This window comes from Pseudomonas sp. NPDC087615 (genome assembly GCF_044743445.1).
Classification (GTDB): Bacteria; Pseudomonadota; Gammaproteobacteria; order Pseudomonadales; family Pseudomonadaceae; genus Aquipseudomonas; species Aquipseudomonas baetica_A.
Genome location: NZ_JBIUWM010000094.1, coordinates 1 through 11,903, shown reverse-complemented (window position 1 = coordinate 11,903; position 11,903 = coordinate 1). Strand labels below are relative to the sequence as shown.

The following is an 11,903-nucleotide window of genomic DNA, read 5'->3' as shown; positions in this document are numbered from 1 at the left end:
GTTTGGAAACGGCCGCTTCCTGCTGCGACAGCTAGCGGGGGCAAGAGCGGAAATGGCCCTGGCGGTGAACGCCTACAACCTCAAAAGAGCGATCAGAGCGATCAATGTGCTGGGTGTACGCCGAATGATGGAGTTGATGGGCTGAAAAGCCTTTTTTCTGTTACCTGCACAAAAGCAAACGCCCCGAACAAGTCGGGGCGTTTGCTTAGGCCGCCTTCAGCGTGTTTTCACACAGTCTGCGAAGCGGGTTTTTTTCATGCCAGCGCGAGTTAGCTGACGCTGTTAGGGGTTGGGCCTTCAGCCACACCCAGGTCATCTTCTTCACGCACATCGGAGATACCACGACCGCCCGAGGCCAACTCGGCTTGCAGCACGTCGGTGTCCAGCTCATTCACCCACTTGGCCACAACGAGGGTGGCAACGGCGTTACCGACCAGGTTGGTCAGCGCGCGAGCTTCAGACATGAAGCGGTCGATACCCAGGATCAGCGCCAGACCGGCCACCGGCAGGTGCCCGACCGCCGACAGCGTAGCCGCCAGCACGATGAAGCCCGAACCGGTGACACCGGCAGCGCCTTTGGAGGACAGCAGCAGCACCAGCAGCAGGGTGATCTGGTGAGTGATGTCCATGTGGGTGTCGGTCGCTTGAGCGATAAACACGGCCGCCATGGTCAGGTAGATCGAAGTACCGTCGAGGTTGAACGAGTAACCGGTCGGGATCACCAGACCCACAACGGATTTCTTCGCGCCCAGACGCTCCATCTTGATCAGCATGCGTGGCAGGGCCGACTCGGACGAGGAAGTACCCAGCACGATCAGCAGTTCTTCACGGATGTAGCGAACCAGTTTCAACACGCTGAAACCATGCGCGCGGCAGATGGAGCCCAGCACCACGACGACGAACAGTACGCAGGTGATGTAGAAGCAGATCATCAGTTGACCCAACTGCACCAGCGAGCCGACACCGTAAGCACCGATGGTGAAGGCCATGGCACCCAGCGCACCGAGCGGCGCCAGTTTCATGATCATGTTGATGATGTTGAACATCACATGCGCGAAGCGATCGATGATATCCAGCAGCGGCCGGCCGTAGGAGCCGAGGCGATGCAGGGCGTAACCGAAGATCACCGAGAACATCAGCACTTGCAGGATATCGCCGGTGGCAAACGCGCCAACGATCGTGTTCGGGATGACGTTGAGCAGGAAGCCGACGATGCTCTGGTCTTTACTGGCCGTCACATAAGAGGCGATTTTCGAGGCATCCAGCGTTGTCACGTCGATGTGCATGCCGGCGCCCGGCTGCACAACGTTGACCACGACCAGACCGATCAGCAAGGCGATGGTGGAAACCACTTCGAAGTACAGCAGCGCGTAGCCGCCGGTCTTGCCCACCGACTTCATGCTCTGCATACCAGCGATACCGCTGACAACGGTACAGAAGATGATCGGTGCGATGACCATTTTGATCAGTTTGATGAACCCGTCACCCAGCGGCTTGAGCGCCACGCCGGTCTGCGGATAGAAGTGACCGACCAGAATGCCGATGGCGATGGCAACGATCACCTGGAAATACAGGGATTTGTAGAGTGGCTGACGAGTCGTCATTGCAAGTGTCCTCAAGCGTCCCGCAGAGCAACATCCATCTGTTGCCTGCAAAACCTTAAATTGCGAACCCTCCTGCACTGGAGGGATTTGTTGTGTCGAATGGCGCTTTATCCTGCGGATCAACGCACGCTTCTGACACTCCTATCGCAAGCGTCGTGCCACTTTGGTGCATTTCGCAGCAAGCCTTTTGATATCAGGGATTGCAGGCTCATCGATGTCAGCGTTCATCGACCCCATCCTGGCGGATTTCCGCCAACTCACCGGTTCTCGTCCTACAATTTGGCGGAAATCCGCCTTGTTGCCGTTCATGGACCCCGGCTACCATCCGGCGCCTGAGAAAGGATTTGCCGCTTATGCGCGAACGCACCATTGCCAGCCATTTCGCCCGTGCCGCCCTCGGTGGCGCACGCCGCTCAGGGTTCGACTATTCGGACCTGTTGCAGCAACTGGGGATCAGCTCCGAGCTGCTCGACGAGCCTCGTGCGCGCATTGCCCCGGAGCAGTTCACCCGTTTGATCCAGGGCCTGTGGCTGGCGCTGGACGACGAGTACCTGGGACTGGGCAACGCACCAAGCAAACCCGGCAGCTTCGCCATGATGTGCCATGCCTCGATTCATTGCCGCAATCTGGAGAAAGCCCTGCAACGCGGTTTATTGTTCTACAGCCTGTTCCCCCAAGCCCCGCGCCTGACCCTGAGCCGCGAAGACGAATGGGTGCGGCTGAGCCTCGACGATTCGCCGTTATGGGACCCGGATCACTTTCTCAGCGAGAGCCTGCTGGTGATCTGGCATCGCCTGGGCAGTTGGCTGATCGGCCAGCGCATTCGCCTGGAACACGCCACGTTCAGCTATGCGAAACCGGCGCATGGCGCTGAATACGATCTGCTGTTCCCCTGCCCCACGACGTTCGGCACCGCGCAAAGCAGCCTGCTGTTTCACAGTCGCTACCTGCCCATGCCCTTGCTGCAGGACGAACGCACCCTCAAGCATTTCCTCGAACGCTCCCCGGCGGATCTGCTGTCACGCCCGGATGACGGCGACAGCCTGAGCAGCCGCTTGCGTCGCATGCTCAGCCGCGACACGGCGAACTGGCCGGATCTGGAAGCGGTGGCCGCGCACCTGCACATCAGCCCGCAGACCCTGCGTCGGCATTTGCGCGAGGACGGCAGCAGTTTTCAGGAGTTGAAAGATCAGTTGCGGCGGGATATCGCCATCTACCATTTGGGGCGGGCGGATCTGTCGTTGCAACAGATCGCCGAGCAATTGGGATTTTCCGAACCGTCGGCGTTTCACCGTGCGTTCAAGAAATGGACAGGGCTGACGCCGGGGGCTTATCGGGCGCAGGAACATTAAGAGCAATAGATCAGCCCGGCCAAATCGTTGAGCATGACATTGATGATTCTGGCGTAGCTGTAACAGTAAGCCTTGCGTGGGCTGCACGGACGCCTTCGCGGCAAGCCCGCTCCCACAAGGTTGTGTGGCGTTCAAGGTTCCCCTTGTGGGAGCGGGCTTGCTCGCGAAGGGGCCAGAAAGGCCAGCGATCAAACGGGAGGAAAATGAATCCTGAACGCCGCCCCGCCCATCGGCGAATCCCCCAGCATCAACTTGGCGTTGTAGCTCTCGATAATGTCCTTGACCACCGCCAAGCCAATCCCCTGCCCCGGATGCTGACGATCCAGCCGCTCGCCACGTTCAAGAATCCGCGCACGCTGATCAGGCGGCACGCCCGGGCCGTCGTCCTCGACGCACAACTCAACCCCGGCCATGGTCTCGCGCACGCTGATGCGTACCTCACTCAGACACAGGCGATAGGCGTTTTCCAGCAAGTTACCCATCATCTCCAGCAAGGCGCCCTGCTCGATCGGCACATAACAATGCTCGGGCAGATCGAATGCCACCCGCACACGCTTGTCACGGTAGACCTTGTCCAGCGTGTCGCACAGGCTTTTGAGCACCGGTTGCAACCGCACCTGATGCCGCACCAGACCACTTTTGCGCAAACTCGCGCGCTGCAGTTGATAGCTGATCTGTTGGCTCATGCGTTCGATCTGGCTTTGCAGCACCCAAGCCTGATCGCGGTCTTCGGGGCGCTGGGCCATGTCTTCGCTGACGCCTTGCAGCACCGCCAACGGCGTTTTCAGACTGTGGGCCAAGTCATCGAGCGAGTCGCGATAGCGGCTGCGTTGTTGGCGCTCACTGAGCAGCAAGCGGTTGAGCGAACCGGTCAGTCGCAGCAGTTCGCGCGGGTGTTGTTCGGTGAGGCTTTCGCGGGTGCCGCCTTCGATTTCGTCGAGTTCCTGGCTGAGTTGGCGAAGGGCTTTAAGGCCCCAGGTCAGACCGATCCACAACAGCGCCAGCAGTACCAGCAAGGCTGCGCCGAAACCCAGGTAAAGATTTTCGCGCAGGCCTTCAAGGGTGCTTTCGTACTCGCGCACCGGTTGCAAGGCAACGATGCTGAACGCGGCGCTTTTGCCGCCGAGCAGTTTGACTTCCACGTCGTAGACGAAGAATTCCTGGCCGCTGGCCTCGCGAATCCGCGCGAACTCGTTGCCGAGGCCGTCATAACGCGGTTTGTAGTTGATCTGCTCTTCCTGGGTGGCTTTCGAACGCCAGACCAGATGCCCTGAACGGTCGTAGATGTAACCGAGCAGGCGCAGGTCCGTGAGGTTGAAGCGCTCATCCGGCAACTGCGAAGGCATCACCAGCCGGCCGTTTTCAATGCGTGCGGCGGAGATCAGCGTGGTGACGTCCGACGCCAGACGCTGTTCGATCGAGTCCTGCAACGCGAGGCTGAACGCGCCTTGCATCGCCGGCAGCAAGGCGAGCATGAACAACACCGCCAACGTGGTGGCGGCGAGCATCAAGCGAACGCGAAGGGAACGAATCAAGTGCAGCGCTCATTGAACAGGTAGCCGAGACCACGCACGGTGTCGATTGGCTTGAACCCGGCCGGACCTTCGAGCTTGCGGCGCAGGCGGCCGACCAGCACTTCGATCACATTCGGATCGCGCTCGTCATCGTCCGGATAGAGTTGTTCCATCAAGCGGTCCTTGGGCACCACTTGCTGGTGGTGACGCATCAGGTATTCGAGGATGCGGTATTCGTAGGCGGTCAGCGCCAGCGGTTGCTCGTCGAGGGTGGCCTGTTTGCGATTGAGATCAAGCAGCAACGGGCCGGCGACGATGGTCGATTGAGTGAAACCGCTGGAGCGTCGCAACAAGGCATTCAGGCGCGCGTCGAGCTCTTCGAACTGGAACGGTTTGACCACGTAGTCGTCAGCGCCGGCGGCCAGGCCTTCGACCTTGTCCTGCCAGTTGCCGCGTGCGGTGAGGATCAGGATCGGGAAGGTCTTGCCGCCTGAGCGCAACTGGCGGATCAGGTCGAGGCCGCCCATGCCCGGCAGACCGAGGTCGATCACCGCCAGGTCAAAATTGAACTGCCCGGTCTGGTACAGCGCCTCTTCGGCATTGGCCACGGACTCGACCACGTGACCGCTCTCCGTCAGACGGGTTTGCAGGTGATGACGCAACAGCGCTTCATCTTCGACGACCAACAGTTTCATATCGCTCTCCTGAGTAAATCAAAATCTCCAACAACACACCTGTGGGAGCGGGCTTGCTCGCAAAGGCGATGTGTCAGTCGACATCTTCATTGACTGATCCACCGCTTTCGCGAGCAAGCCCGCTCCCACATTCAGGCTGACTGCTCTATCAGAAAGAGTAGTTGGCCGACAGGTACGTCTGGGCGCTGCTGGTCAAGCCCAGCGAACCCTGTTTGCTGCCGCCGCGCTCGCTCATCTCGGTGCTGGCGTTGCTACGCAGGTAACGGTAACCGAGTTCTACCGAAGTGTTTTGCGACACTTGCTGCAAAACACCGAACTGGCCGCCGACCGCATAACCGATGTCACTGTCGCGACTGTAGCCTGGCGATTCCTGAGTCAGCTTGGTCAAACCGGCCGTCGCACCGCCGAACAATTTGGTGGTGTTGCCCACCGGGTAGAACAGATCGTAGCTGCCCAGCAGGTTTTCCTGACGCAGTTTAATGCCATTGTGCGAACCCGACACGTTGTCGTAGGTGGCGTAGTAGCGACCCTGGCTGTTTTGCTGACCGAGGCGTACGCCGTAGGTATTGTTGCCGTCGATCGCGCCAGTGGCGTTAGGGTGATCGAGGTTGTCGTTCAGGGCATGGGATTTTTTGATCTTGTCGCTGGTCTGGCCGAAGGTCAGGCCGGCGAAGTTCGAAGTGGTGTCGGCATGGGCCGCGATACTGGCGCTCATTACGGTAAATGCCAGCAGCAGTTTGTTTAAACGAGTCATGGTATTTCCTCTTTCACAGTGCTGTTTGGGTATGACGCAAGGTTACTGCCCCTCCCCTGTACCGCCCCTGAACACTCTCTGAACCTGACCTGAACCAAATCGACTAGGCTGCTCTGACCACTTTTCGATATGGAGACCGACCATGCGCCTGTTCCTCGCCCTCACCCTGCTGGCCGCAAGCTGCCTCACCCAAGCGGCGATCAAGACCGAAGAAATCCCCTACCAAAGCGCCGACGGCAGCAAGCTGATGGGCTACTACGCGTACGACGACGCTATCAAAGGCGTCCGTCCCGGCATTGTCGTGGTGCATGAATGGTGGGGCTTGAACGATTACGCCAAGCGCCGCGCGCGCGATCTGGCTGAGCTCGGTTACAGCGCGCTGGCGATTGATATGTACGGCGAAGGGAAAAATACCGAGCATCCGAAAGATGCGATGGCGTTCATGCAGGCAGCGACCCAGGACGCCGACGCCGCCAGTAAACGCTTCGCTGCCGGCTTGGATTTGTTGAAAAAACAGCCCCAGACCGACGTGAACAAACTCGCAGCCATCGGCTATTGCTTCGGCGGTGGCGTCGTGTTGAACGCAGCGCGCCAAGGTGTGCCGCTGACGGGGGTGGTGAGTTTCCATGGCGCGCTGGCGACCAAGACACCGGCCACGCCCGGCAGCGTGAAGGCGAGGATTCTGGTGGAGCATGGCGCGCTGGACAGCATGGTCACACCGGACAACGTCACCGCGTTCAAGTCGGAAATGGACAAGGCGGGAGCTGACTACACGTTCGTCAGTCTGGAGGGCGCCAAGCATGGTTTTACCAATCCGGATGCCGATCGCTTGAGCCATGGCGAACACGGCGGCCCGGACATTGGTTACAACAAGGCTGCGGATGAAAAATCCTGGGCGGATATGAAAGCGTTCTTCAAAAAAATCTTCGGCTGATCAGAACAACTGCGGTGCGGCCATCGCCAGCGGGCTCACTCATGCATTGGGAATACGCGCCCATGTTGGAGTGGGTCTACTCGCGATAGCTTCACCACCGATCTCGACCTTGCATCGACTAACCGGCAAAATGCCCGCCATGAATCTCACCCCAACCCTCCCCGCTTGCTGCTCCCCGCTCGATGCCCACTGGTCATTGCCGACGGTGCTATCCGACACGGTGCTGCTCAGTACCCGTTTCGATCCGTCACAACTGCTCGGCGATGACTTTCAACGCAGCGCCATCGAGCCACCGCCAAGTATTCAGCGTTCGGTGGCCAAACGTCAGGCCGAGTTTCTCGCCGGACGCCTCTGCGCCCGGGCGGCGCTGCAACAGTTGCAAGGGAGTGGCATGGTTCCAGCGATTGGCGAAGATCGGGCCCCCGTGTGGCCGGCGCACATCAGCGGCTCGATCACCCATAGCACCGGCCGTGCGGCAGCGATTGTCGCCAATAAGCAACATTGGCGCGGCTTGGGTATGGATCTGGAAAACCTGCTCGACATCGAGCGTGCCGAGCGCCTGGCCGGGGAGATCCTCACACCGGCGGAAATGCAGCGCATGGCCGCTGGCGCGCGGGATCAATTGGCGTTGCTGGTCACGCTGACATTCTCGGTGAAAGAGAGCCTGTTCAAGGCGTTGTACCCGATCGTGCAAAAACGCTTTTACTTCGAGCATGCCGAAGTCCTGGAGTGGACTGAACAGGGTCAGGTACGTTTGCGCCTGTTGACGGACCTGTCCGGCGAATGGCGCAACGGGACAGAGCTGGAGGCGCAGTTCGGGGTGCAGGATGGGCAATTGTTGAGTCTGGTCAGCATCAAAGCCTGAAGATCTTTATTGGCTGTCAGGGCCTCATCGCTGGCCAGCCAAGCCACCACAAGGCTCAGCGCCGCTCCTGATTGCGCGGCCAGCTCAAGCTAAAGCAAGCCCCTCCCAGACTCTTGCTCCTGCCAATGATGGCCCGCCCGTCATGCCAATGGATGATCCGTCGCACAATCGACAAGCCCAACCCATGCCCACCCGACGCCCGGGTGCGGCTGTCGTCCAGGCGTAAAAACGGCGTGAAGATCCGCTCCCACGCCACTTCTGGCACACCCGGCCCGTCATCCTCGACATCCACCCGACAGCGCAGTTGCCCGACCTGATAACTCACCGTGACCTTCGAGCGCGCATGGCGCATGGCGTTGCTCACCAGATTCTGCAAGGCCCGATGCAGATAACGCGGCTCGGCCTCGACCCAGGCATCGTCGTTATCGGCGGCGGACAGACACAAGCCACGCTGCACCGTGACCTCGGCGCGCAACGGCGCCAACTCCTCGATCACCTGATTGACCAACGCGTCGAGGTCGATGCGTTGAAACGTCAGCGCCGGCGCCCCCTGCTCCAGCCGCGCATAAGTGAGCATTTCATCGACCAGCTTATCGAGGTCCTCAATGTCGTGATCCATGCCCTCACGGTACTTTTCCAGGGCTTGCGGCGTGGTTGCCGAGCCGATCATTTCCAGGCCAAACCGCAACCGCGCCACCGGCGTGCGCAGTTCATGGGACACCGCACGCACCAGTTCACGCTGGATCGCCAATAACTGTTGCAGGTGTTCGGCCATGCCATTGAACGCCGAAGCCAGTCGCCCGACCGAGTCAGCACCGCGCGCGGGCACGCGGGTTTCCAGACTGCCCTTGGCGATGCGCGTAGCCGCTGCTTCAAGGCCTCGCAAACGGCGCTCGAGCTGGCGCACCAGCAGATAAACGATAAGGCCGATCAAGGTCAGCCCGAGCGCGGCGATCAACACCAGCCATTGCGGTGGATACGGATTCATCTGGTACAGCGGCCCGATCTCCAGCACCCAGGGCGTACCAACCATGCCGGCAAACACGCGGATCGAATCGCCGCCCTTGCCCAACGCCATCACCGTATCGCCCTCGGACACCCGGCGACTCTGGTCTTCGTCCATGTCGGCGTCATTCACCGTGACCAGCTGCAGATCGAAACCGAAGCCCTTCTCATTCTTTATTTGCGCCAGCCGTTTGGGCTGCTCGCCCACCGGTACGCGCACCAGTTCATCGGCCAGCAGGTAAATAGTCGCCCGGGCCAGTTGTTCGCTGATTTGTTGCACCTCGCCGGTGAGTACGAGTTGTTCTTTGTCGCTGACCAGTCGATAGACCTTCGCCGCATGCGGCCCGGTTTGCTCGACCAGCGCTTGGCCGCGCAGTACGCGAGTGCGCTGGGTGAGGTCCAGGCCGGTCTGGGCAAAGGTCTTCAGCGCCAGCGGAATCCCGAGCAATCGCTCCCAAACCAATAGCGCACGATGACGCTCGGTTTCATTCATCGGTTGCAGGTTGTCGGCCATCAGCGAGAACGTGCCATGGGCCAGGCGCTCGCGGTACTGCTCGCTGCGCACCTGATTGAGCAGGTTCAGTGCGAGCACGCCGAGCACGGCCACCAGAATCAAGGCTGCGCACATGCCGCCATAGATACGCAGGAAGATCGAGTTCACAGCGCCAGGTCTGCGCAGGCCTCTGGGACGAACAGGTAGCCTTTGCTGCGGATGGTCTTGATCAGACGCGGATGGTCGGGGTCGTCGCCGATTTTTGGGCGAATGCGCGAAATGCGTACATCGATCGAGCGGTCCTGACCGTCGTAGCCGATGCCGCGCAGCGCCGTGAAGATTTCTTCGCGTGACAGAATGCGTCCGGCGTTGGAGACCAACAACCAGAGCAGGTCGAACTCGGCGCTGGTCAACTCGATGCCGCTGTCGCTCAGCCAGGCCTCGCGCAAGGCGTTGTCCACCACCAGCGGGCCGAATTGCAGGCGCCGGGATTTCTCCGTGGTCGGCTCGGGCGTGTCACTGCGTCGCAGCAACGCCTGAATCCGCGCCAGCAACAGTCGCGGGCGCACCGGTTTGCACACGTAATCGTCAGCGCCGAGGTCGAGGCCGTGGATCTGGTCGGCGTCGTCGGTTCTTGCCGTAAGCATCAGGATTGGCCCGTCATAACGGTCGCGCACCTTGCGGCAGATGCTCAAACCATCTTCGCCGGGGAGCATCAGGTCGAGGATCACCAGATCCGGTTGCTCCTTGATGATCCGCGCCGCCGCCAGCGCACCGTTGCCTTCGATGTCCACGCGCAGTCCATTGGCTTGCAGGTAGTCGCGAGTGAGTTCGGCCAGACGCTGATCATCCTCGACTATCAATACCTGAAAGGCTTGTTGCTCCACCGGTGACCTCTGCTTGCCAGAATTACGAATATAGGAAGGATCCTCCGGTCTTTTTGTCATCTTTTCGGAGGATAAGAATGCGTACGCATGGGCCGATTGTATAAACGGCGTCCAGCCAGAACACAAGTCGGTAAATGCGTTCGGACAAGGCCGTTTTTTGTGATAGGGTTCGCGCCCTTAAAAATCCGCTGAAGCGTTTTTCCAGGCGAAAAAACAGTGACAAACGGTCTAGCTCAGCAGGTTCGCGGCCTACACGGGAATTCCCTGTTTCACACACAATTTACGCACAGGGTTATCCACAAGCTGTGCGTTGCAATCCGCCCCTGAAACGCATTATCTTGTAGCCCGTTCGCAAAAAAACCCTACATGTAGGGTTTTGCGTAAAAAACCAAACACAAACCGGACAGTGAATTCAAGGCTTTTTATTGCCATTGTCAGGTTGAACCAAACGTATTTTTACAAGCCCAAACCGCGCCTGCGGATGGCTACCGTTTTTCAGTCGATCACGACGATAACGGTACGGGTGTTGCAGTGGCGAAACTGCTCCCCGAAAGGAATGCGGTCTCACGCGTATCGCGCGAACCGAAGACTTCGGCATGGAAGCGGCGCCCACAAGGCCTTCTTCCTGAACTGTCCCGAAGTCGTTATACCCGGCACGTGCCGGTTGTAGTGCTTCAGGACGGAACGGTGGGCACCGTGATGGTGCCCAAACAAACATAGAGAACGTGGAGACACCCATGCAAACCGACACAACTCGCGAGAACCCGCAGGGCACCTTGCCGCAGGCCGCTGATTCGTCTTCGGATCTGGCAGCCACCGCGCCTGGTCAACTGCGCGTGATCAAGCGTAATGGCACTGTCGTTCCTTACACCGATGACAAGATCACCGTCGCTATCACCAAAGCGTTTCTCGCAGTTGAGGGCGGCACCGCTGCCGCTTCGTCGCGAATCCACGACACCGTTGCCCGCCAGACCGAACAGGTCACCGCGACCTTCAAGCGTCGCATGCCTTCGGGCGGCACCATCCACATCGAAGAAATCCAGGACCAGGTCGAACTGGCCCTGATGCGTGCCGGCGAGCAGAAAGTGGCACGCGACTACGTGATCTACCGCGACGGTCGTTCCAAAGAACGCGCAGCCCACGCCCCGGCGGAAGCAGCGGTCAACGCTCACCCGTCGATCCGCATCACCCGCACCGACGGTAGCCTGGCGCCACTGGACATGGGCCGACTGAACACCATCGTGACCGAAGCCTGCGAAGGCCTGGAAGAAGTCGACGGTGACCTGATCCAGCGCGAAACCCTGAAAAACCTGTACGACGGCGTGGCCCTGACAGACGTCAACACCGCCCTGGTGATGACCGCCCGTACCCTGGTTGAGCGCGAGCCGAACTACTCGTTCGTGACCGCACGCCTGCTGATGGACACCCTGCGCGCCGAAGGCCTGGGCTTCCTGGGTGTGGCCGAAAGCGCCACTCACCACGAAATGGCCGACCTGTACGCCAAGGCACTGCCGGCTTATGTCGCCAAAGGTATCGAGTTCGAACTGCTGAACCCTGTGCTGGCCACCTTCGACCTGGAAAAACTGGGCAAGGCGATCAACCACGAGCGTGATCAGCAATTCACCTACCTGGGCCTGCAAACCCTGTACGACCGTTACTTCATCCACAAGGATGGCGTGCGTTTCGAACTGCCGCAGATCTTCTTCATGCGCGTGGCCATGGGCCTGGCCATCGAAGAGAAGAACAAAGAAGACCGCGCGATCGAGTTCTACAACCTGCTGTCGTCCTTCGACAACAAGT

Annotated in this window: 10 protein-coding genes; 4 read left to right on the top strand and 6 right to left on the bottom strand. The window is 59.8% G+C overall.

The window, feature by feature from the left end; genetic code table 11:
* Nucleotides 1-269 precede the first annotated feature (269 nt).
* Nucleotides 270-1,604: a dicarboxylate/amino acid:cation symporter gene (locus ACIOU6_RS26825; RefSeq protein ID WP_221733028.1), complete on the bottom strand. Its 1,335-nt coding sequence runs from the start codon at nt 1,602-1,604 to the stop codon at nt 270-272.
* 353 nt (nt 1,605-1,957) lie between these two features.
* Between ACIOU6_RS26825 and ACIOU6_RS26820 the strand changes: the two genes are divergently transcribed.
* Entirely contained in the window at nt 1,958-2,956 is a 999-nt protein-coding gene (locus ACIOU6_RS26820) for an AraC family transcriptional regulator (RefSeq protein ID WP_401139678.1), read from the top strand.
* A gap of 188 nt (nt 2,957-3,144) precedes the next feature.
* Here ACIOU6_RS26820 and ACIOU6_RS26815 read toward each other — a convergent pair whose 3' ends face one another.
* The 3 genes from ACIOU6_RS26815 to ACIOU6_RS26805 form a co-directional block, all read right to left on the bottom strand.
* Entirely contained in the window at nt 3,145-4,491 is a 1,347-nt protein-coding gene (locus ACIOU6_RS26815; protein ID WP_401139675.1) for an ATP-binding protein, read from the bottom strand.
* The gene (locus tag ACIOU6_RS26810) at nt 4,488-5,165 is read right to left on the bottom strand and encodes a response regulator transcription factor (protein WP_008079190.1); all 678 of its coding nucleotides are present in this window, start codon (nt 5,163-5,165) and stop codon (nt 4,488-4,490) included. Before ACIOU6_RS26810 ends, ACIOU6_RS26815 begins: the two co-directional genes overlap by 4 nt.
* A 148-nt stretch (nt 5,166-5,313) precedes the next feature.
* Complete coding sequence (locus tag ACIOU6_RS26805) at nt 5,314-5,919, bottom strand: porin family protein (RefSeq protein WP_221733031.1); 606 nt, start codon at nt 5,917-5,919, stop codon at nt 5,314-5,316.
* 142 nt (nt 5,920-6,061) lie between these two features.
* Here ACIOU6_RS26805 and ACIOU6_RS26800 point away from each other — a divergent pair, with 142 nt between their 5' ends.
* Together ACIOU6_RS26800 and ACIOU6_RS26795 are read left to right on the top strand one after the other, a co-directional pair.
* A complete protein-coding gene (locus tag ACIOU6_RS26800; protein WP_401139672.1) occupies nt 6,062-6,853 on the top strand; it encodes a dienelactone hydrolase family protein in 792 nt (263 codons plus the stop codon).
* A gap of 139 nt (nt 6,854-6,992) precedes the next feature.
* Nucleotides 6,993-7,718: a 4'-phosphopantetheinyl transferase gene (locus ACIOU6_RS26795; RefSeq protein ID WP_401139669.1), complete on the top strand. Its 726-nt coding sequence runs from the start codon at nt 6,993-6,995 to the stop codon at nt 7,716-7,718.
* 55 nt (nt 7,719-7,773) lie between these two features.
* Here ACIOU6_RS26795 and ACIOU6_RS26790 read toward each other — a convergent pair whose 3' ends face one another.
* Nucleotides 7,774-9,384, bottom strand: coding sequence for an ATP-binding protein (locus tag ACIOU6_RS26790; RefSeq protein WP_221733034.1), 1,611 nt, complete (start codon nt 9,382-9,384; stop codon nt 7,774-7,776).
* Nucleotides 9,381-10,103, bottom strand: coding sequence for a response regulator (locus ACIOU6_RS26785; protein WP_221733035.1), 723 nt, complete (start codon nt 10,101-10,103; stop codon nt 9,381-9,383). Before ACIOU6_RS26785 ends, ACIOU6_RS26790 begins: the two co-directional genes overlap by 4 nt.
* A gap of 737 nt (nt 10,104-10,840) precedes the next feature.
* Between ACIOU6_RS26785 and ACIOU6_RS26780 the strand changes: the two genes are divergently transcribed.
* Nucleotides 10,841-11,903 (top strand): ATP cone domain-containing protein (locus ACIOU6_RS26780; RefSeq protein WP_401139665.1); only part of this gene is annotated, 1,063 nt, incomplete at its 3' end.

Bases quoted from the DNA above. Each gene is read 5' to 3' on its own strand.
- ACIOU6_RS26825 (WP_221733028.1), bottom strand. From the start codon at position 1,604: ATGACGACTCGTCAGCCACTCTACAAATCCCTGTATTTCCAGGTGATC.
- ACIOU6_RS26820 (WP_401139678.1), top strand. From the start codon at position 1,958: ATGCGCGAACGCACCATTGCCAGCCATTTCGCCCGTGCCGCCCTCGGT.
- ACIOU6_RS26810 (WP_008079190.1), bottom strand. From the start codon at position 5,165: ATGAAACTGTTGGTCGTCGAAGATGAAGCGCTGTTGCGTCATCACCTG.
- ACIOU6_RS26805 (WP_221733031.1), bottom strand. From the start codon at position 5,919: ATGACTCGTTTAAACAAACTGCTGCTGGCATTTACCGTAATGAGCGCC.
- ACIOU6_RS26800 (WP_401139672.1), top strand. From the start codon at position 6,062: ATGCGCCTGTTCCTCGCCCTCACCCTGCTGGCCGCAAGCTGCCTCACC.
- ACIOU6_RS26795 (WP_401139669.1), top strand. From the start codon at position 6,993: ATGAATCTCACCCCAACCCTCCCCGCTTGCTGCTCCCCGCTCGATGCC.